Origin of the sequence: Streptomyces albireticuli (genome assembly GCF_002192455.1) — a bacterium.
In the GTDB taxonomy this organism is placed as follows: domain Bacteria; phylum Actinomycetota; class Actinomycetes; order Streptomycetales; family Streptomycetaceae; genus Streptomyces; species Streptomyces albireticuli_B.
Genome location: NZ_CP021744.1, coordinates 1,296,719 through 1,316,611 on the forward strand (window position 1 = coordinate 1,296,719; position 19,893 = coordinate 1,316,611).

The 19,893-nt window shown below is 74.4% G+C and carries 20 protein-coding genes and 2 pseudogenes; 11 read left to right on the forward strand and 11 right to left on the reverse strand.

The features are described from left to right. Positions 1-26: 26 nt before the first annotated feature. The 4 genes from SMD11_RS05535 to SMD11_RS05550 all read right to left on the reverse strand — a co-directional run bounded on the left by SMD11_RS05535 (position 27) and on the right by SMD11_RS05550 (position 3,921). Positions 27-533, reverse strand: a complete 507-nt coding sequence (locus tag SMD11_RS05535; RefSeq protein ID WP_087925359.1) for an inorganic diphosphatase — start codon at positions 531-533, stop codon at positions 27-29. A 108-nt stretch (positions 534-641) separates the two neighbouring features. Next, a complete protein-coding gene (locus SMD11_RS05540) occupies positions 642-1,667 on the reverse strand; it encodes a DMT family transporter (RefSeq protein ID WP_087925360.1) in 1,026 nt (341 codons plus the stop codon). Positions 1,668-1,843: 176 nt separating this feature from the next. Then, positions 1,844-2,842 (reverse strand): type I glyceraldehyde-3-phosphate dehydrogenase, encoded by a 999-nt coding sequence (gap, locus tag SMD11_RS05545; protein ID WP_087925361.1) that lies wholly within the window; start codon positions 2,840-2,842, stop codon positions 1,844-1,846. Positions 2,843-2,964: 122 nt separating this feature from the next. Beyond that, positions 2,965-3,921, reverse strand: coding sequence for a GlxA family transcriptional regulator (locus SMD11_RS05550; protein ID WP_087925362.1), 957 nt, complete (start codon positions 3,919-3,921; stop codon positions 2,965-2,967). Positions 3,922-4,136: 215 nt separating this feature from the next. On the opposite strand from SMD11_RS05550, the pseudogene SMD11_RS37210 reads away from it, so the two are divergent. The 4 genes and pseudogenes from SMD11_RS37210 to SMD11_RS05565 all read left to right on the forward strand — a co-directional run. Beyond that, positions 4,137-4,322, forward strand: a pseudogene (locus tag SMD11_RS37210) (beta-ketoacyl synthase N-terminal-like domain-containing protein); the annotation flags it as partial. Next, positions 4,291-4,995: pseudogene (locus SMD11_RS05555) on the forward strand (beta-ketoacyl synthase N-terminal-like domain-containing protein); the annotation flags it as partial. The pseudogenes SMD11_RS37210 and SMD11_RS05555, both read left to right, overlap by 32 nt. Positions 4,996-5,036: 41 nt before the next feature. Then, positions 5,037-5,321: an acyl carrier protein gene (locus SMD11_RS05560; protein WP_234365915.1), complete on the forward strand. Its 285-nt coding sequence runs from the start codon at positions 5,037-5,039 to the stop codon at positions 5,319-5,321. Continuing rightward, positions 5,318-6,277 (forward strand): aromatase/cyclase, encoded by a 960-nt coding sequence (locus SMD11_RS05565; RefSeq protein ID WP_087925364.1) that lies wholly within the window; start codon positions 5,318-5,320, stop codon positions 6,275-6,277. The genes SMD11_RS05560 and SMD11_RS05565 overlap by 4 nt, the downstream gene beginning before the upstream one ends. Before the next feature lie 60 nt (positions 6,278-6,337). On the opposite strand, the gene SMD11_RS05570 is transcribed toward SMD11_RS05565, so the two are convergent. Both SMD11_RS05570 and SMD11_RS05575 read right to left on the reverse strand, forming a co-directional pair. Next, positions 6,338-7,462, reverse strand: a complete 1,125-nt coding sequence (locus tag SMD11_RS05570; protein ID WP_234365916.1) for an acyl-CoA dehydrogenase family protein — start codon at positions 7,460-7,462, stop codon at positions 6,338-6,340. Between the two features lie 5 nt (positions 7,463-7,467). Then, a complete protein-coding gene (locus SMD11_RS05575; protein ID WP_087925365.1) occupies positions 7,468-7,860 on the reverse strand; it encodes a DoxX family protein in 393 nt (130 codons plus the stop codon). Between the two features lie 453 nt (positions 7,861-8,313). On the opposite strand from SMD11_RS05575, the gene SMD11_RS05580 reads away from it, so the two are divergent. The 3 genes from SMD11_RS05580 to SMD11_RS05590 are packed head-to-tail and all read left to right on the forward strand — an operon-like array spanning position 8,314 to position 11,407. Continuing rightward, complete coding sequence (locus SMD11_RS05580) at positions 8,314-9,204, forward strand: NmrA/HSCARG family protein (RefSeq protein WP_087925366.1); 891 nt, start codon at positions 8,314-8,316, stop codon at positions 9,202-9,204. Further along, positions 9,201-10,355 (forward strand): acyltransferase family protein, encoded by a 1,155-nt coding sequence (locus SMD11_RS05585; protein WP_234365917.1) that lies wholly within the window; start codon positions 9,201-9,203, stop codon positions 10,353-10,355. Before SMD11_RS05580 ends, SMD11_RS05585 begins: the two co-directional genes overlap by 4 nt. Continuing rightward, complete coding sequence (locus SMD11_RS05590; RefSeq protein WP_087925367.1) at positions 10,352-11,407, forward strand: methyltransferase; 1,056 nt, start codon at positions 10,352-10,354, stop codon at positions 11,405-11,407. Before SMD11_RS05585 ends, SMD11_RS05590 begins: the two co-directional genes overlap by 4 nt. Positions 11,408-11,624: 217 nt before the next feature. Here the strand turns inward: SMD11_RS05590 and SMD11_RS05595 are convergent, their stop codons facing one another. After that, positions 11,625-13,124: a DHA2 family efflux MFS transporter permease subunit gene (locus tag SMD11_RS05595; RefSeq protein WP_087925368.1), complete on the reverse strand. Its 1,500-nt coding sequence runs from the start codon at positions 13,122-13,124 to the stop codon at positions 11,625-11,627. Between the two features lie 64 nt (positions 13,125-13,188). On the opposite strand from SMD11_RS05595, the gene SMD11_RS05600 reads away from it, so the two are divergent. Continuing rightward, a complete protein-coding gene (locus SMD11_RS05600; RefSeq protein WP_087925369.1) occupies positions 13,189-13,893 on the forward strand; it encodes a TetR family transcriptional regulator in 705 nt (234 codons plus the stop codon). A 59-nt stretch (positions 13,894-13,952) separates the two neighbouring features. On the opposite strand, the gene SMD11_RS05605 is transcribed toward SMD11_RS05600, so the two are convergent. Beyond that, positions 13,953-14,864, reverse strand: coding sequence for a TIGR03619 family F420-dependent LLM class oxidoreductase (locus SMD11_RS05605; protein ID WP_159395224.1), 912 nt, complete (start codon positions 14,862-14,864; stop codon positions 13,953-13,955). Between the two features lie 191 nt (positions 14,865-15,055). Between SMD11_RS05605 and SMD11_RS05610 the strand changes: the two genes are divergently transcribed. Both SMD11_RS05610 and SMD11_RS05615 read left to right on the forward strand, forming a co-directional pair. Then, entirely contained in the window at positions 15,056-15,907 is an 852-nt protein-coding gene (locus tag SMD11_RS05610; RefSeq protein ID WP_087925371.1) for an SAM-dependent methyltransferase, read from the forward strand. A 3-nt stretch (positions 15,908-15,910) separates the two neighbouring features. Beyond that, positions 15,911-16,459: a hypothetical protein gene (locus SMD11_RS05615; protein WP_087925372.1), complete on the forward strand. Its 549-nt coding sequence runs from the start codon at positions 15,911-15,913 to the stop codon at positions 16,457-16,459. Positions 16,460-16,589: 130 nt separating this feature from the next. Here SMD11_RS05615 and SMD11_RS05620 read toward each other — a convergent pair whose 3' ends face one another. From SMD11_RS05620 to SMD11_RS05630, 3 genes are read right to left on the reverse strand one after another with little or no spacing between them, the layout of a single operon-like run. Further along, entirely contained in the window at positions 16,590-17,627 is a 1,038-nt protein-coding gene (locus SMD11_RS05620) for an LLM class flavin-dependent oxidoreductase (protein ID WP_087925373.1), read from the reverse strand. Positions 17,628-17,668: 41 nt separating this feature from the next. Further along, the gene (locus tag SMD11_RS05625) at positions 17,669-18,409 is read right to left on the reverse strand and encodes an SDR family NAD(P)-dependent oxidoreductase (RefSeq protein WP_087925374.1); all 741 of its coding nucleotides are present in this window, start codon (positions 18,407-18,409) and stop codon (positions 17,669-17,671) included. Next, positions 18,409-19,194 carry an SDR family NAD(P)-dependent oxidoreductase gene (locus SMD11_RS05630; protein ID WP_087925375.1) on the reverse strand — a complete coding sequence of 262 codons (786 nt, stop codon included), beginning with the start codon at positions 19,192-19,194 and terminating at the stop codon, positions 18,409-18,411. The genes SMD11_RS05625 and SMD11_RS05630 overlap by 1 nt, the downstream gene beginning before the upstream one ends. Before the next feature lie 254 nt (positions 19,195-19,448). Here SMD11_RS05630 and SMD11_RS05635 point away from each other — a divergent pair, with 254 nt between their 5' ends. Then, positions 19,449-19,880: a nuclear transport factor 2 family protein gene (locus SMD11_RS05635; RefSeq protein WP_087925376.1), complete on the forward strand. Its 432-nt coding sequence runs from the start codon at positions 19,449-19,451 to the stop codon at positions 19,878-19,880. Positions 19,881-19,893 lie beyond the last annotated feature (13 nt).

Sequence of the window (19,893 nt, forward strand, 5' to 3'; positions counted from 1 at the left end):
GCACGGCGGCCGCGGCCCCGGCGGTGTCAGTGGAGGCGCGGCCTTCCCGAGCGGGCCCCGGCGCGCTCGCGGGAGGCGAGGATCTCGGCCTCGGCGGCGGCCCGGTCGGCCCAGCAGGCCCCGTCGTCCACGGACTTGCCGGGTTCGAGCACCTTGTAGACCTCGAAGAAGTGCTGGATCTCCAGCCGGTCGTACTCGGGCACGTGGCGCAGGTCCCGCAGGTGTTCGTGGCGGGGGTCGGCGGCGGGCACGCACAGCACCTTGTCGTCCGCGCCCTGTTCGTCGCGCATCCGGTACATCCCGAGGGCGCGACAGCGGATCACGACACCGGGAAAAGTGGGTTCGCTCGCGAGGACGAGCGCGTCCAGGGGGTCGCCGTCGGCGCCGAGGGTCGCCTCGATGTAGCCGTAGTCGGCGGGGTAGCGGGTGGAGGTGAACAGCAGCCGGTCCAGCCGGATGCGCCCCCGTTCGTGGTCCATCTCGTATTTGTTGCGGCTGCCTTGCGGAATCTCCACCACGACGTCGAAGTCCACGGACGTTCCTCCGTAAGTGTCGGCCGACCGGCCACCCATGGTGGCCCGCCGGGCGGCAGGACACCACGGGTCGGCAGGGCCGACTTCCCGGCCGGGCCGGGACGCCCGTCAGCCGGACTTCGAGGCGGAGCGCGCCGGGACGAGGGAACGGGACCGGGAACGGCAGCGAGGCCGGGAGGCCGGCAGAGGAGCCCGGGGTCCGGGGGCGGCCGGGAGAGCGGACCGGGGCCCCGGATCCGCCGGGAGAGGGGGCCGGGGGCCGGGATCCGCCGGACTCAGGGGCTCCGGCGCCCGCTCCCGGCCCGGCTTCCTGTCGCTGTCGTGGACCGTCAGCGTGATCACCCCGCTCGCGGCGACGACTCCGGCCGCGAGTGCCAGCAGCCCGCCGGACAGCCCGTACCGGAACCCCTCGCCCAGGACCGCTATCCCGACGGCCGCCGCCACCGCGGGATTGACGACCGTCACGGTCGCGAGCGGCGCGGAGAGACCGGCGCCGCGGTAGGAGGCCTGGGACAGCAGCATCCCGGCGGAGGCGAGGAGGGCGATCGTGATCAGGGTGGGCACCAGGGCGCCGGTCCGGTGCGAGGTCCAGTCCTCGGCGGCGGCCTTGGTGAAGACGGACGCCATCCCGAAGGCGATGCCGGCCGCGCAGGCCAGCACGACGCCCCGGACGACGGGTCTGCGCGCCCACCGCGCGCCGAGCGAGACGACCGCCACGACGACGACCGCGCCCATGGCGAGCTCGGGCCGCTGCCCGGCGGCGAGGGAGTCGGTCCGCGCGGGGCCGGTCAGCGCCAGCAGTCCCGCGAGGCCGCAGGTCGCGAGGACGGCGCCCCGCCAGCCCACGGCGCCGACGGGCCTGCGTACGAGCAGGGCGGCCATCGGCAGCGCGAAGACGATCGTCAGGGCGCCGAGCGGCTGCACCAGGCTGAGCGGCCCGAAGGCCAGCGCCACCACGTGCAGCCCGGCGCCCACGCCGGTCAGCGCCACCGCGCCCCACCAGCTCGGCCGCCGCAGCGGCCCGTAGGCCCCGCCCTCGTCCGAGGCCGCGACACGCTCCTGCACGATGGCCGCCGCCGCGTAACAGACAGCGGACACCAGGCACAGCAGCACCGACACCACCAGCGAACTCACGTCGCCACTCGCCGGTCGTCCGTCCCGAAGCCCTTCATGCCTCCACGATCCCTCGCGGAGGCCGCCCCGTCGTCGTACCCAGGTACGGATTGTCAGGTACTACAGATGGAGTACGGGGCTACGGCGGGGCGCTCTCCCCGGCCTGCCCCGGCCGGAGCGCGTCACCTCGTGGGCGGTCAGCCGGTGGCGAGGAGTTCGAGCGTGTCGATCACGCGGTTCGAGAAGCCCCACTCGTTGTCGTACCAGGCGACCACCTTGACGTGGCGGCCGTCGACGCGGGTGAGGGCCGAGTCGAAGATCGACGAGGCCGGGTTGCCGACGATGTCGGACGAGACGAGCGCGTCCTCGGAGTATTCGAGGACGCCCGCGAGCGGGCCCTCCGCCGCGGCGCGGTAGGCGGCCAGCACGTCCTCGCGCGTCACGTCACGGGCGACGGTCGTGTTGAGCTCGACGATCGAGCCCACCGGGACGGGGACGCGGATCGAGTCGCCCGACAGCTTGCCGTCGAGGTTCGGCAGCACCAGGCCGATCGCCTTGGCCGCGCCCGTCGTGGTCGGCACGATGTTGACCCCGGCCGCCCGCGCACGGCGCGGGTCGCGGTGCGGACCGTCCTGGAGGTTCTGCTCCTGCGTGTAGGCGTGCACCGTCGTCATGAACCCGTGCTCGATACCCGCGAGTTCGTCGAGCACCTTGGCCAGCGGCGCGAGCGCGTTGGTGGTGCAGGAGGCGTTCGAGACGATCGTGTGCGCGGCCGGGTCGTACGTGCCGGTGTTGACCCCGAACGCGAGCGTGACGTCGGCGCCGTCCGACGGCGCGCTGACGAGCACCTTGCGCGCGCCCGCGTCGAGGTGGGCGCGGGCGGCCTCGGCCGAGGTGAAGCGGCCGGTGGCCTCCAGGACGACGTCGACGCCGAGGGCGGCCCACGGCAGCCGCGCCGGTTCGCGCTCGGCCAGCACCGTGATCCGGCGGCCGTCGACGACGAGGGCGTCCCCGTCGACGGTCACCGGGCGCCCGAGCCGGCCGGCCGTGCTGTCGTAGGCGAGCAGCCGGGCGAGAGCGGCGGGCTCGGTGAGGTCGTTGACCGCGACGATCTCCAGGGCGCTCTCGCGCTCCAGAAGTGCGCGCAGCACATTGCGTCCGATGCGGCCGAATCCGTTGATGGCGATGCGAGTCATGGGTGACATCCCTTCCCTTCGCCACCAGCCTCGCTCGCGGCGGACGAGGCTGACAGTGGCGGGATCGCCACGGTTCGAAAGGATCCCGCCACCCGGATCCAGGTGGCGGTTCTCTTCACTTCCTATTCACCCCGGGTGAAGGTGCGCCGGTACTCGCTCGGCGTGGCGCCGAGGACGCGCTGGAAGTGCAGGCGCAGGTTCGCGCCGGTGCCCAGCCCGACGTCGGCGGCGATCTGTTCGACGCTGCGCTGCGAGCGTTCCAGCAGCTCGCGGGCCTGGTCGATGCGGGTGCGCATCACCCACTGCATCGGCGTGCAGCCGGTCTCCTCGACGAAGCGCCGGGAGAACGTGCGCGGCGAGACCCCGGCCTGCCGCGCCAGTACGTCGAGGGTGAGGGGCTCGGCGAGCCGGTGCAGCGCCCACTCGCGAGTGGCGCCGAAGCGCTCGCCGTGCGGCTCGGGCACGCTGCGCGGCACGTACTGTGCCTGGCCACCACTGCGGTAAGGGGCCGCGACCAGGCGGCGGGCCGCGTGGTTGGACGCGGCCACCCCGAGGTCGCCGCGCAGGATGTGCAGGCACAGGTCGATGCCGGAGGCGGCACCAGCCGACGTGAGCACGCTGCCCTCGTCGACGAACAGGACGTTCTCGTCGACCCGGATGCGCGGGTGCCTGGCCGCGAGTGCCCGCGTGTAGTGCCAGTGCGTCGTGGCACGCCTGCCGTCGAGCAGACCCGTGGCGGCGAGCGCGAAGGCGCCCGTCGAGATGGCGGCGAGCCGCGCGCCCCGGTCGTGGGCGGCGCCCAGCGCGTCGACGACGGCCCGCGGCGGTTCCTCGCGGTCCGGGTGCCGGTAGCCGGGCACGAAGACGATGTCCGCCCACGCGAGCGCCTCCAGGCCGTGGGCGACGTGGTACGACAGACCGTCACCGCCGGTCACGAGACCGGGTGCCGCCCCGCACACCCGCACCTCGTACGGCATGCTCGCGCGGGTCGTGAAGACCTGCGCGGGAATTCCGACGTCGAGCGGTTTCGCGCCCTCAAGGACGAGGACGGCGACGCGATACAAAGGGGAGGCTGGCACGGGACGAGGTTACGTGGGGCGTGCCGGCCCACCGGCAGCGGCGGCGCGCCGGATCATGCCCGCCCCGCCCGGACCCCCTCCACCCACGCCGAGCCGTTCCCGAGTGCCCCTCCAGGGGAGGTCGAGGCCGCACCCCGAGTCTGCTCGCAGCCCCGGCAGCACGTCCGGCCGGGGCTCCGGGACGCCCGTGGCGGGCGCAGGCGAAGGGAGCGGCCGTGGGGGAACGGCGCGTAGTGATCACCGGTATCGGGGTGCGCGCCCCTGGGGGCAGTGGCACCAAGGAGTTCTGGGAGCTGCTCGCCAACGGCCGGACGGCGACCCGCAGGATCTCCTTCTTCGATCCCTCGCCCTTTCGTTCGCGGGTCGCCGGCGAGGTCGACTTCGACGCGCGGGCCGAGGGGTGTCGCCGGCGGGGTGGACTCGGCGCTGGACCCGTGGGGCTGGGCGTCCCAGCCGGCGGGCGGGCGGGTGAGCACGGCACGCGAACCGGACCGCGCCTTCCTGCCGTTCGACCGGGACGCCGGTGGCCATGTGCCCGGTGAGGGGGGTGCGATCCTCGTGGTCGAGGACGCGGACTCGGCGCGGGAGCGCGGCGCGCCCCGGCGGTACGGCCGGATCGCCGGTTACGCCGCGACCTTCGATCCGCCGCCGGGGAGCGGCCGGTCGCCCTCTCCGCGCCGGGCCGTCGAACCGGCCCTGGTCGACGCCGACCTCACAGCTCATGACATCGACGTCGTGTTCGCCGACGCCGCGGGCGTCCCCGCACTCGACCGCGCCGAGGCCGAGGCGCTGCGGGCCGTCCTCGGCCCGTACGGCGTGCCCGTCACGGCGCCCAAGGCGCTGACCGGGCGGCTGTACGGGGGCGGTGGCCCCGTGGACCTGCTCTGTGCCCTGCTCAGCATGCGGGACGGCGTCGTCCCGCACACCGCGCACACCGCACGGGTGCCCGAGGACTACGGTCTCGACCTCGTGCGCGACGAGCCGCGCGGCCTGCCTGTCCGTTCCGCCCTGGTGCTCGCTCGCGGCCGCCGGGGCTTCAACTCGGCCGTCGTCATGACCGGTCCGGATTCCTGACGGCTCACCGAACCGCTGTTTTCACCAGGAGGCAACACATCATGACCGAACCGATGGACATCGACACCCTGCGCCGGATACTCGTGGCCTGCGCGGGCGAGGACGAGACGGCCGCTCCGGCCGGCGACATCCTCGACATCCCCTTCACGGACCTGGGTTACGACTCGCTCGCCCTGATGGAGAGCGCGGCCCGGATCAAGCAGGATTTCGGGGTGGACATCGCCGACGACGTCCTGACCGAGCTGGAGACGCCGCGTGCGCTGCTCGACCTCGTCAACGGATCCGCGCGCGCCGGACAGCCGGCCGAGGAGGTGAGGGTCGCGTGACCGGCTCCGGCCCGCCCCGGGTGCACCGCACCGAGCACTCGCTCATCGTGTCCGCGCCCCCGGAGCGGCTCTACGCGCTGATCGCGGACGCGGCGTCCTGGCCGGCGGTCTTCGGCCCGTGCGTCCACGTCCGGCATCTGGCCCGTACCGACCGCTCGGAGCGCTTCGAGCTGTGGGCGGAGGTGAACGGCGAGGTCCGGCGGTGGACTTCGCGCCGCACCCTCGTTCCCGAGCGGTTCTACGTGGGCTTCCGGCAGGAGCGCTCCGCTCCGCCGGTCGCCTCGATGGCCGGCGCGTGGCTGTTGCGGCCGTTGCCCGGCCGCCGTACGGAGGTGGTGCTGCGGCACCGCTTCACCACCGTCGGCGACGACCCGGTGGCCCCGGCCGGAGTCTCGGCGGCCCTCGACCGTAACAGCCGCTCGGAGCTGGCCGCCTTGGCGCGCGTCTCCGAGTCCGGGCACCCGGTGCGGGACGTCGTCCTGACCTTCAGCGACACGATCGAGGCGGCGTGCCCGGCGGAGGCCGCGTACACCTTCGTCGAGCGTGCCGATCTGTGGGCCGAGCGGCTGCCGCACGTGTCGCGCAGCGAGCTGACGGAGATCGCCCCGGGTGTCCAGGAGCTGGCCATGGAGACGGTCACCCCGGACGGCGCGGCGCACACGACGCGCTCGGTCCGGGTGTGCCACCGGCCCGGCTGGATCGCCTACAAGCAGCGGGTGCTGCCAAAGCCGCTGCTCGGCCACAGCGGTCTGTGGACGTTCGAGGACGCCGGAGCCGGCCGTGGAGCCAGGGCGACGGCGCGGCACACGGTGGTCATCGACGCGGCCGCGGTGCCCTCGGTGCTGGGCGAGGGCGCCACCCTGACCGACGCCCGCTCGTACGTGCGCCGGGCGCTGGGGGACAACAGCCGGACCACGCTGTCGCTGGCGGCGGGGGCCGGGACGGCGGCACGCTGAGGCGGAATGCGTCACTAGGGCCCGCCGGGATCCCCCGGCGGGCCCTAGTGACGTATCCGGTCAACCGGCGGCCAGGACCTGCTCGGCGTAAGCCGTGGCGGCGGCGTCCAGGCGCAGCACCAGGTGGCTGGTCGCGGAGTTGACGTCCCGCCAGGAGCGTTCGAAGGGGCCGCCGGCGGCCTGGCCGGAGGTGCCCGTCGCGCGGAACATCCGGTTGACGGCGGTCAGCAGCGTCTCCGAGGCGAGCGCGCAGTCGCGGGCGCCGCGCGCCGTCAGCAGTCCGGTGTACGTGCCCTGGTCGGCGACGGCGGCGGCGCGGCGCACGAGGAGCTCGGCGGCGTCCAGCTCCCCCGCGGTGCGGGCGAGGACGTCGCGGAAGCCCGCGTCGTGCGCGGCTCCGGCGCCGGCACGGGCGGCGGCCCAGGCGGTCCACGCGGTGAGCATGCCGCGCGCGGCGCCCAGGACGGGGAGGACGAAGGACAGGCCGTTGACGGCCTTCAGCGGCACCCGGTGGCACGCCGCCGGGGACGGTGAGCCGGTGCCCTCCATCACCTGCTCGCGGTCGAAGGACAGGTGCTCGGGTACGAACGTGCCGTCCAGGACGAGGGTGTTGCTGCCGGTGCCGCGCATGCCCACCGAGAACCAGGTGTCCCGGATGGTGTAGGCGGCGCGTTCCACCGCGAAGTAGCGGGCCCGGTGCTGTCCGTCGGCCGGTGTCGTCGCGCACACCAGTGCCCATTGCGAGTGGTCCACGGCGCTGATGAACGACCAGGTGCCGGAGAGCCGCCAGCCGCCGGGGACGGCCTCGGCGCGGCCGACCGGCATCAGCGCCCCCACCAGCAGGGTGTCGGGCCCCTCCGCCCAGAGTTCCGCCTGTCCCTTCTCGGGCAGGTGGGCGGCCATCCGGGCCACGGTCGAGCCGAGCGAGGCCACCCAGGCGGTGGCCGCGCAGCCCTCGCCGACGGCCGTGACGGCGTCGGCGAGCTCGGTGAAGGTGCCGGCGGTCCCGCCCCACCGGCGGGGGACGAAGTGCCGGGCGAAACCGGCGTCGACGACGGCGCGGACGACGTCGGGGCGCAGCCTGCGCTCCCGGTCGGCGTCGGCGGCGTGGTGTGCCGCGAGCCGGGCGACGTCCCGGGCCCCGGCGGCGAGGGGCGCGCCGGTGATCTCCTCTTCGGTCCGCACGGCGTTCACTCCCCGCCGGCCGCGAGCGCGTCGGCGGCGGCGATCGCCAGCGCGCCGAGCAGGCTGAGGTTCTTGAAGAACTCGTTCCGCTGGGTGACGCGGCGGGCCGGGTCCTCCTGCCTCCAGAAGTCGTGCACGGTCACGGTCGTCGGCACCAGGCAGACGGCCAGCAGGCAGACGCTGAGCGGCGGCCGGAAGCCGGCGCCCAGCGCCACGCCGCCGACGAGCATGCCGGCCGCCGTGGCCCGGGTGGCGGCCTCCGGCAGCGGCACTCCGTGTTTCTCCGCGAGCGCGGGCAGCGGGCCGGGGTCGCGCAGCACGCTGTAGCCGCCGGTGACGAAGCTGGCGGCCAGCAGCGGCCTGGCCAGTCCCCGTACGGTCCGGTGTGTCCTCTTCATGGCTCCCTCGCGCTCCTCTCCGGGCCGTCAGCGGCCCGGTGTCGTGGTGACGGTGATCCGGCCGGGGGCTCGACGGCCGCTCCCGCACCGGTGACGCGTACGGTCGCGTCCCCGCGGCGGCGGGCCGACGGGCCGCAGCCGCCGGCCGGGATCCGGGCCCGTGGTGCGGAAGCCGGCCGGCGTACGGGCGGTGGCCGCCGGGGGTGTCGTGCCCGGGCCGTGGTCCATGGCCGGTGGCTCCCTTCGCCGTGGCGGGTGCGGTGCCCGACGCTCCCCGCGGGAGCTCGAAGGCCGCTCGACGCGCGCTGGACAGGCGGTGCCGTCGCCCCGACCGCGCCGGCCGGGGCGACGGCCTGGCCGGGGCGCTCAGCTGTCGACCGCGCCTCCAGCCGGATTCCAGTGCGCGCGCCGAGCGTGGGGCGCCGGAGCAACGACTCTCAGAAGGGGCATGCGATGGCCGTCGGGGACAGGGACATCGATCGCTGGGTGCTGGTGCTGGGCGCGACCGGCCGGCAAGGGGGTTCGGCGGCCCGGCACCTGCTCGACCGGGGCTGGGCGGTCCGCGCGCTCGTACGCGATCCGGAGCATCCGCGGGCCCGGGAGCTCCAGGCCAAGGGCGTGCGGCTGGTGAAGGGGTCGCTGGACGACCCGGCCGCCGTGCGGGCGGCGGTGGCGGGGGCGTACGGGGTGTTCACCGTCTTCACGCCGACGCACGGCAACGGTCTGGACGGCGAGGAGCGGCACGCGGCACTGCTGGCCTCGGCCGTACGGGACGCGGGGGTGGCGCACCTCGTGCACAGCTCGGTCGGCGGCGTGGAGAACCCCGGCGGCGTGGGCTGGCGGGAGACCAAGCTGACGGTCGAGCGGACCATGCGGGCGGCGGGCGTGCCCACGACGTTCCTGCGCGCGGTCTACTACATGGAGAACTTCCTCGACCTGCCGCCGGTCGTGGACGCCTCCGGGCAGCTGGTGCTCAGCCGGGGCCTGCTGCCGGAGACCCGGCTCCAGATGATCGCTTCGCAGGACATCGGCTGGTTCGTGGCCGACGCCTTCGACGACCCCGGGCACTTCGCCGGCCGGAACGTGGAGATCGCCGGTGACGAGCTCACCGGCCCGCGGATCGCCGAGGCGTTCGCGCGCCACACCGGGCTGCCGGCCCGCTTCGAGTCGGTGCCGATCGAGGAGATCCGGCGGCAGAACGAGTGGATGGCCAAGACCTTCGTGTGGTTCAACGAAGTCGGCTACACGGCGGACATCCCCGCGCTGCGCGCGGCGCACCCGGGGCTGCTGACCTTCGACGCCTTCCTGCGGGGGTCCGGGTGGTCACCGCGAGATCCGGAATGACGGCGTCGGCCACGGTGGACCGGGACGGCCGCCGGCCGGGGCTGCCCTCGCTGACGGGCATGCGCTTCCTGGCGGCCGCCGCGGTCTTCTTCTCGCACGCCTTCTTCCAGTTCATCCCCAGCAGCTGGGGGTCGGGCGAGGGGCCGGCGTTCCTCTGGAGCAAGGCCGGGTCGACGGGGGTGTCGTTCTTCTTCGTCCTGAGCGGGTTCGTGCTGACGTGGTCGGCGCGGCCCGGTGCGGGGCCCGGGGCGTTCTGGCGCCGGCGCGCCTGCAAGATCTACCCCAACCACCTGGTGACGGCCGCGGCCGCGGTGCTCCTGGCGCTGTCGCAGAGCCGTACGGTGACGGGGCACCAACTGCTGCCGAACCTCCTGCTGGTGCACACGTGGCTGCCGCGCTTCGACGTTCTGACCGGCGTCAACTCGGTCAGCTGGTCGCTGGGGTGCGAGGCGTTCTTCTATCTGTCGTTCCCGCTGCTGCTGACGGCGCTGCGCCGGGCGCCGGGGCGGCGGCTGTGGTGGTGCGCCGGCGGGCTGGCCGCCGCGGTGTGGTGTGTGCCGCTGGTGTCCGAGGTGTTCCTGTCGGGCGGTGCGGTGCTGTCGCCGCGGATGCCCTATTCGGTGACGCAGATGTGGTTCGTCTACTTCTTCCCCCTGACGCGGTGCCTGGAGTTCGCGCTCGGCATGGTGCTGGCGCGGCTGGTCGCGGAGGGCCGGTTCCCGCGGGTGCCGTTCGCGCCGGCGGGGGCGCTCGTCCTCGGTTCGTACTTCGGGGCGCTGTACGCGCCCGGTCAGTACGGCACCGCCGCGGTGACCGTGGTGCCGCTGGCCCTGCTGATCGTCGCGGGGGCCGGGGCGGACGTGGGCGGACGGCCGTCCCCGCTGCGCGGCACCACGATGGTGTGGCTCGGCGAGGTGTCGTTCGCGCTGTACATGGTGCACGAACTGCTCATCGACCAGGTCGCCCGGGCCCTGGGCATCGGGCCGGCGGACGACCTCTCCGGCTGGCAGGCCGCGGGGCTGTCCCTGCCGGTCCTGGGCGCCGCGGTCGGCGTGGCCTGGCTGCTGTACGCGGGCGTCGAACGGCCGGTGATGCGGCGGTGGAGCAGGCCCCGCAGAAAACTCGTTCTCGAAGTGGGTGAATTCTCATGACCTCTTCCCCTGGTTCCCCCGACTCCCCCGAGTCCCCCGACACCGGGGCGTCCCCGGGCGACGACCTGTTCCAGCTGGTCTTCCGGAGCGCCCCGTGGACCTTCCAGAGCCTGTACGTGACCGCCCGGCTCGGCCTCGCCGACCTGCTCGGCGACGGGCCGCTGACCAGCGACGAGCTGGCGGCCGCCACCCACAGCGACGCGGACGCCCTCTACCGCTTCTGCCGCGCGGTGGCCGCGCTCGGGCTGTTCCGCGAACACCCCGGGCGGGTCTTCGAACTGACGCCGTCCGGCGAGGCGTTCCGCGGCGGGGGCCTGGCGCAGTTCACGATCGTCAACGGCGCGGAGAACTTCCGCTCCTGGGCCGACGTCATGTACACCGTGCGGACGGGGAAGCCCGCCTTCGACCGGATCTACGGCATGCCCGCCTTCGCCTTCCTGGACCGCGACGAGGAGGCGCGGAAGGTCTTCCACACGATGGTCGGCCGGGGCACGGTCCCGCCGGCCGTCGACTCCTGCGACTTCTCCTCCGACACCACCGTGGTGGACCTGGGCGGGAGCGTGGGGACGCTGCTCGCGCACATCCTGCGGGAGCGGCCCGGGCTGCGCGGTGTGCTCCAGGACCTGCCGACGGTCGTCGGAGAGGCGCCCGGCGTGCTGGCCGGGGCGGGGGTCGCGGACCGGGTGGAGATCGTGGGCCGGAGCTTCTTCGACGGGGTGCCGACGGGCGGGAGCACGTATGTGCTCTCGCGGATCCTGCACGACTGGGGCGACGACGACGCGCTGCGCATCCTGCGCAACGTCCGTGCCGCCATGACGGAGGACTCGCGGCTCGTCGTCATCGACCAGGTGATCCCGGAGGGCGGTGGCTTCCACCCCGGCAAGTTCTCCGATCTCCAGATGCTGGTCGTCCTCGGCGGGCGGGAGCGGACCGTGGAGGAGTTCCGGGATCTGCTGCTGCGGGCCGGCCTGAAGGTCAGGCACCTCCGGCCGCCGGCGGACGACCCGGCGGGCAGCCCGCGCACGGAGGCGGTGATCGAGGCGGGGGTGTGAGCGGGGCGGCGGTGTAAGCGGGGCGGGTGGGGCGGGGGCGCCTCACCTACGACGCCGGGTGGGTCCGGAGCGCGCGGGGGACGCGACACCGGACCCGGCGAGCCGTCGCCGGCCCGGCCGGAGCGCGGACGTGAACTCGCTCCGGCCGGGCCCGGGCCCGTCGGGCGACGGCTGAGCTCAGGGGGAATGCCCCTGGACGGTCGGGCCGGCCGCGAGGTCACACCGCGCTGCGGGCCTCCGTCCCCGTGTCGTCCGGCACGCCCGCCGCCTCCCTGGCCGCCCGGCGTTCGAGGGCCGTCATCAGGACGGCGGGAAGCGTGGCGACCACCGCGGCCGCCAGCACCCAGACGAACGTCGTGCCGAAGCCGGACGCCTGCTCGGCCGGGCGGGCGCCCGCGTCGTCCAGGTGCTGCTGGAGCACCACGACGAAGAGCGCGGTGCCCATCGAACCGCCGACCCTCTGCAACATGTTGAGCTGCGGGGTGGCGTCGCCCACCTGGGCCGGCTCCAGGGCCCGGAAGGCCGCGGTCATGGCCGGCATGCCGGCCATGCCGATGCCGAAGCCGCGGGCGACCATCGCCAGGCTCAGCAGCCAGTAGGAACTCCCGGAGGTGATCAGCACGAACGGCACGGTCGCCGCGACGCAGATCGCGCCGCCGATGACGGCCGTCAGGCTGCCGATCTTCTCGAAGAGCCGCCCCGAGAGCCACATGGCGACGGCCGCGCCGATGCCCTGGGGGGCGAGCAGCAGCCCGGTGGCGACGGCGTCCTCGTGCCGGACCACCTGGTAGTACAGCGGCATCAGGATCATGCCGCCGAAGATGGCCGCGCCCATCGCGAAGGTGGCGAAGGAAGCCGCGCTGAACATCTTGTTCCGGTACAGCCGCAGGTCCAGCAGCGGATGTTCGACCCGCAGGGCTCGCAGCACGAACGCGGCGGTCAGGACCAGGCCGGCGAGGAACGGCAGCAGGACGTCGGCGGCGAGCAGATCACCCTGCTGACCGGCCTGGGCCAGCCCGTACGTGACGCCGACGACGCCCACGGACACCAGGAACAGCCCGATCGCGTCCAGCGGCCCCGCCTCCTCGGTCACATCGCGCGGGAGCAGGCGCACCGTGAGGTAGAGGGCCAGCAGCCCGATGGGCACATTGATCCAGAAGATCCACTCCCAGCCGGCGTGGTCCAGGAGCAGCCCGCCGATGGTCGGCCCGAAGACCGGTGTGAGCACCATCGGCACGCCGATCGCGCTCATCACCCTGGCCAGGCCCTGCGGCCCCGCCGCCCGCACCAGGATCATCTGCCCGACGGGCATCATCAGCCCGCCGCCGATGCCCTGGAGGATCCGGAAGCCGATCAGCATCTCGGCCGACGTGGCGACGCCGCACAGGGCCGAGGCCAGCGTGAAGACCGCGAGCGACCACGCGTAGAGCCGGCGGGGTCCGTAGCGCCGTGCGGCCCAGGCGGACAGCGGGATCACCGCCGCCAGGGCCAGCAGATAGCTGGTGACCACCCACTGGACGGTGTCCAGCGAGGTGTCGAAGTCGAGGGAGAGGTGCCGGAGGGCGACGTTGACAACGGTCGAGTCCAGAAAGGCCAGGATCGCGCCCAGCAGGACGACCAGCACCGCTTGCCGCGCTTGAGGGGAGAGGCCGGGCTTCTCCGCCGGGGCCGCCGCGGCCCCGTCCGGCGTGCCCGCTCGGTCATCGTATGCAGCCATGACCCCATGGTCATCCATCGGGATGCCACTGTCAACCAACCGGATGATTGAGTAAAGTGTGCGCATGACGACGAAGAGGAGCCGCCCCGGGGCCGCCCCCGAGGCCACTGAGCCGCCCGACCGCCCCCGGCCGCGCCGCGCCCCGAAGACCGAGGAGCGGCAGCGGGACGCGGAGCGGTCCCGGAAGCTGCTGCTGGACGCGGCGCTGGAGGAGTTCGCCAGCCACGGCCTGGCCGGCGCCCGGGTGCAGGACATCGCCGAGCGCGCGGGCGTGAACAAGCAGCTGATCAGCTATTACTTCGGCGGCAAGCACGGCCTCTACCGCGAGTTGCAGCGCGAGTGGGCCGAGCGCGAGGCCCTCTTCGCCGAGGAGTACGCACCGCTGGAGGAGGTCGCCGTCCGCTATCTGGAGCGCGGTCTGGCCGACCCCCGGCCGGCCCGGCTCGCCATCTGGCGCGGGCTGTCGGGGGACACGCAGGAGATCCCCGAGGAGACGTCGGCGATCACCGCCGACCTGGCCCGGCTGCACCGCGCCCGCGAGCGGGGCGAGATCTCCGCCGACATGGACCCGGGCTTCCTCCGGCTGGCGGTGATGGGCATGGTGATGGCGCCGATCGTGATGCCGCAGATCGCCAAGGAGGCGTCGGGCCTCGACCCGAGTTCGCCCGAGTTCCAGGAGCAATACGGTGAGCAGATCCGCCGCTTCCTGCGGCACCTGTCCGTGCCCGCGCAGATCGAGGGGTACGAGCCGGCCGGGCGCGAGCCGTAACGGCGGGAGCGCACCCCCGCCACCGCCGGGCGCCCGGATCCGGGCGCCCGGCGCGCCGCCTACCAGAGGCCGTCGGTCAGCTCCCGGAAGCGGGTGAGGCGTGCGATCTCGGCGTTCGCGCCGCCCGCACCCCGCCGGTTGGAGAGGGTGATATGCGTGGCACCGGCCCGGCGCCAGGTCTCCAGGCGCTCGATCCAGGCGTCCTCGGGCAGCAGCTGGAGCGGGATGCGCGCCTCGACGCCGAAGTCCTCGGGGTCCCGGCCGTGTTCGGCCACCAGGGCGCGCAGCCGGCGGATCACGTCCAGGCCGGCGTCCACGTCCCGCATCAGCGGGCCGAACATCTTGTAGCCGTCGGCGATGCGGGCCATCCGGTCCAGGACCACCGGGCCGGGCACCCCGCCGCCCTCGAAGTCGCCGCCGCCCATCCACACCGGCACCGGCCGCTCCGGGCGCGGGTTGACCGCCACGTCCACGATCTCGATCAGCTTGCCCCGGTAGGTGACGTGCGGCTCGGTCCACAGCAGCCGCATCACCTCCACCTGCTCCTCCAGGAGCCGGCCGCGGGTCGCGGGGTCCGCACCGAGGGCGCGGACCTCCTCACGGTTCCAGCCGACGCTGACGGACAGCCGCAGCCGCCCCTCCGAGAAGAGGTCGATCTCGGCGGCCTGTTTGGCCGCGATGCCGGCCGGACGCAGCGGCAGCAGCACGGAGGGGACGATCTCGATCCGCGAGGTCAGCGCGGCCACGAAGGCGGCCTGGGTGAACGCCTCGTGCCACGGCTCGCACGGGGAGATGCCCGAGGGCCAGTTCGGCGCCCGGGCCGGCAGGACGTGCTCGCCGAACCCCAGGTGGTCGTAGCCGAGCTCCTCGAACGCCTGGACGTAGTCCCGGAGTTCGTGACGGCTGTCGAAGTAGGGGAGGTCACCCCCGATCCTCAGCCGGCGGGGCGGACGTTGCTGGGAGCTGGTCACGCGAGGAACCTCCGTGAGCGCGTAGAGCTTCTTCCCTGTCCCCGTCCACGATGGCACCGATCGCTGGAGCGCGGCTACTGCCGCCCTCGAACGGCGCACCGAACTCCCGTTCTTCCAGCGGGCTTCGAGCCCCCCTCCACCCGCCGGGACCATCTTCACGCACACCACCCGCACACCGAAGGGAGCGTCGGATGAACGACGGCAGGACAGGACCGGCCGGGCCCGGCGGCGGCCCGGAGCTGCCCACGGGCGTCAGCCTGACCGCGGTGGGCATCGCCGCCGGGCGGGCCGCGGAGAGCGACCGCGAGCACAGGCTGTTCCACGACCCCTACGCCCGCGCCTTCGTGGAGGCCGTCGGCGCGAGCGCCGTGGACGGAATGCGGGACTTCGCCGGGTACGTGGCCGTGCGCACCCGCTTCTTCGACGACTACCTGACCGGCGCGGCGGGCCGCGGCTGCCGTCAGGTGGTGATCCTGGCCGCGGGCCTGGACACCCGGGCGTTCCGGCTCCCCTGGCCCGGCGGTACCCGCCTGTTCGAGGCGGACCTGCCGGAGCTGCTCGACTTCAAGGAGGGGGTGCTGGCCCGGCAGCGGGCGGTGCCCGCCTGCGCGCGCACGGTCCTGGGCGCCGATCTGCGCGGCGACTGGCCCGGCGCGCTGCTCGGCGCCGGCCTCGACCCCGCGGCGCCGTCCGCGTGGCTGGTCGAAGGACTGCTGCCCTATCTGTCCGCCGCCGAGAACGACGCGCTCCTGGACGAGGTGGGCAAGCTGTCGGCCCCCGGCAGCGAGCTCGCCATGGACCACATCGACTCGGGCACGAAGGGCGGCAGCCTGGCAGAGGTGTCGGACACCCTCGACGGCCTGGGCGCGGCCTGGCGGTCCACGCTCGACGACCCGGCGGCCTGGCTCACCGCGCACGGCTGGCACGTCATGGACGCCCCGACGGTGGCCGGGCTCGCGGCCCGGTACGGGCGCGGCGGGGACCTCGCCGCGCGCGTCGGGGCCCGCCCGAGCGGCCTGGCCGCCGCGGTCCGGGAGGGCTGAGCCGTGCCGGCCGACGCCCTGACGGCGGAGCGCGCGCCGGCGCTCGTCTGCCGGGTCCGCACCGAGCCGGACGGCGACGACCACACCATCCCGTACGTGCTGCGCTTCACCGTCACCGCGCCGCGCACGGTCGCCGTCGGCGAGGAGTTCACCGTGCTCCTCGCGCCCGCGCCCCTCACGTTCAACCCCAGGATCAGCAGCGGCATCCGCGACACCACCCTGCGCTTCCACGCGCCAACGGCCGCGCGGGACGTCCGGTTCGCGCTGGAGGGCGGCGACGGAACCCCGTACGCCGAACCGCTCCCCGGCGGCGGCCTGGCCGTCCGCTCCCCCGGGCCCTTCGCCGCCGGTGTGCCGTTCACCCTCCCGGCGCTCCGCTGGACGCTGCGGGCCGACGGCAGCGGCGCGGTGGAGACGGGCCTGGCGGGGTCCGGTCTCACCGACCCCGCGTGGAGCTACCGCTGGTCCAGGACCCGGGACGCCCGCCACGGCACGGTGACGGGCTACCCGGACCCGGCGGGCACGCTCAGCCGGACGGTGCCGGTGCGGTGACGCCCGTAAGCGCCCGGTCCCACGCGGACGCGCACGCTCTTACGCAGGCGCCGTACAGGCGCGCCTACACGAACACCCGTACGCGGCGGACGTCGCGCGGCCCGGCACGGAGCACCGTCCGGGCCGGCCCTCACCCCCCGGCGTCCGCCAGCGCGAGCGCGTCCGCCGCCGCGCGGAGGATCCGGGTCCGGCCGTCCAGGGTGGTCGCCGCCGCGGAGACCATCACCCCGAGCGTGGTGACGCCGGCGTCGGCGTACGCGCGCATCCGGTCGGCGAGCCGGGGCACGGGCCCGACGAGGGCCGTACGGTCGATGAAGGCCGCGGGCAGCGCGGCCCCCGCCCCCTTGCGGTCACCGGCGGCGAGCCGCTCCCGCAGCAGGGCGGCCTCGCGTCCGTAGCCCATCCGCCGGGCCATGGCGCAGTAGAAGTTCCGCTCGGGGTCGCCGATGCCGAGCAGGTAGACGTACTGCCCGCGCAGGGCGTCCACGGCGCTGTCCACGTCGTCGGCGACCGCCGCGGGCAGGCTGGGCAGGACGTCGAAGCCCGCCATGGCGAGCCCCGCCCGCAGCCTGCCCGCCCGGATCTCGGCGACGGCCCCGGCGACGTCCTCGGGCGAGGCGAAGACCCCGATCCAGCCGTCGGCGATCTCCCCGGCCAGCCGGAGGGCACGCGGCCCGACCGCCGCCAGATAGACGGGGACCGCGGACCGCGGCCGTTCGGTGTGCAGGTACAGGGGCGCGTCACCGCGGGTGCCGGGCACGGGCAGGCGGAAGTGCTCGCCCTCGTAGGTGACGGACTCCCCCGCCAGCGCCCGGCGGACGATGTCCACGTACTCCCGGGTGCGGGCCAGCGGCCGGTCGAAGCGCACGCCGTACCAGCCGTGCGACACATCGGGGTTGGACACGCCGAGCCCCAGCCGGAACCGGCCGCCGCTCAGCGCGTCCAGCGTCGCCGCCGTGAGGGCGGCGGTGCCCGGCGGGCGGGCGGGGATCTGCATGACGCCCGAGGCGAGCCCGATGTGCCGGGTCGCCCCGGCGGCCAGGCCGAGGACGCTGACGGCGTCGGAGCGGTAGCCCTCCGGGGCCAGCACCACGTCGTAGCCGAGCTCCTCGGCGGCGCGGGCCAGTTCGCCCGCGCCCTGGTAGATGAGATTCGCGCCGAGCCGCATGCCGTTCCCTCCGTTGGGGTCCCCGAACGCCGAGCGAGGCGTCAGACGAGGTGTGCGCCGCCGTCCACGAGCAGTACCTGTCCGGTGGTGTACGAGGCGCCGGCGAGGGCCAGTACGGCCTCGGCGACGTCCTCGGGCAGGCCCACCCTGCGCAGCGGCGTGCCCTCGCGCACCCTCTCGGCGATCGGGGCGAAGAAGTCGCTGTCGCGGGTCCAGGGCGTCTCGATCAGGCCGGGCGCCACCGCGTTGACCCGTACGCGCGGGCCGACGGCGTTCGCGAGCAGCACGGTCATGTGCCCGATCGCCGCCTTGCTCACCGCATAGGGGATGGAGCTGCCCGCGGGCCGGCAGCCGGCGACGGAGGAGATGTTGACCACCGCCCCCGCGCCGGTCGCGGCCAGGTGCGGCATCGCGGCCACGGTCGTCTGCCAGGTGCCGAAGACGTTGAGCGCGAAGATCTCCCGCCAGACGGCCGGGGACGCGCCCTCCAGGTCGGCGTGCGGGACGACGCGGGTGACGCCCGCGTTGTTGACCAGCAGGTCGAGCCGCCCGTAGTGCTCCACCGCGGCGGCCACCAGTCGGCGGGCCTCGGCCTCGACGGAGACGTCGGCCCGTACGTACACGGCGTCCGGCAGGGACCGGGCGAGCTTCTCGCCGGCCTCCACGGAGCGGGCGGAGTTGACCACGACGCGGATCCCCTCGGCGGCCAGCCGGGTGGCGACGGCCGCCCCGATGCCGGACGAGGAGCCGGTCACCAGGGCGACGCGGGCGGGCGCGGACATCAGTAGTTCCCCAGCCCGCCGCAGACGTTCAGCGCCTGGGCCGTCACCGCGGCCGCGTCGTCCCCGGCCAGGTACTCGACCATCGCGGCCACCTCGCGAGGCTCGACGTAGCGGCCCATCGGCACCCGGGTGGTGATGCGGTCGTGCGCCTCACCCTCGCTGACGTCCCAGATGGCCGCGTAGTGCTCACGGACCCGCTGGGCCATGGGCGTCTCGACGAAGCCGGGGCACACGGCGTTGACGGTGATGCCGGTGCGGGCGAGTTCCAGCCCGAGGGCCTTGGTGAAGCCGACGACGCCGTGCTTGGACGCGGAGTACGGGGCGGCGTGCACCACACCCTGCTTGCCGCCGGTGGAGGCGATGTTGATGACGCGGCCGCTGCCCTTGGCGAGCATCCCGCCGGTGGTCAGGACCTCCTTGGTCATCAGGAAGACGCTGTTGAGGTTGGTGTCGATGACGTCGAACCACAGCTCGTCCGGGATCTCCGCGGTGGCGCCGCCGCCGCTGCGGCCGGCGTTGTTCACCAGGACGTCCACCGGTCCGTAGCGGTCCACGGCCGTGCGCACGTACTCCCTGATCCGCTCCGGCCGGGAGACGTCGCACACCGCGCCGTCCGCCTCGTGGCCCGCGGCGCGCAGCCCGGTGACGGTCGCCTCCAGCTCGTCCTTGCCACGGGCGCAGAGGTGGACCCGCGTGCCGCGCGCGGCCAGCCGCCACGCGATCTCCTTGCCGATCCCGCTCGTGGCGCCGGTCACCAGGGCCACGGGCCTGACTGTCTCGCTCATGCGTCTCCGATCCCGCTGTCGTCGGAAGGTGGCGGCACGAGCGTGCGGTCCCGGCCTCGAGCCGACGTGGACGGCGGCTGGAGCGGCGGCCTGTAGCGCTTCGAGCCCGCTTCGAGGCGGGGCGGCGAAGGTGGGGCCTCCCGGGCCGCCCCGGCGTCCGTCGGCCTCCGCCGGCCTCCGCCGGCCTGCGGCATCGTCGCCCTGCCCGCGCCCGCGCCCTGCCCGCCCGCGCCCGTACCGCCCGAAGGAGCGTCATGAACGACACCGCCACGGAGACCGGCCTCTACGCTCGCGTCCAGCACTTCTACGCCCATCAGATGCAGGCCCTGGACGGCGGCCGGTTCGAGGAGTACGCCCTGACCTTCACCGAGACCGGCACGTTCCAGCACTCGCCGTCGGTCGAACCGGTCCGGGGACGGGCCGCGATCGTCGCCGAACTGGTGAGGTTCCACGAGAGGTTCGCCGAAGCCCCGGTACAGCGGCGGCACTGGTTCAACCACATCGCGCTGACCCCGCGGCCCGACGGCAGCGTCCGCTCCACGGTGTACACGCTCGTGCTCACGGTCCGGCCGGGCCGCCGGGAGCCGGAGATCGCGCCGAGCTGTGTGGTGCACGACGTCCTGGAGACGGACGGGGACGGGATCCGCACCCGGTCCCGGAGCATCACCCACGACCACCTCGGCTGAGCCGGCCGGACCG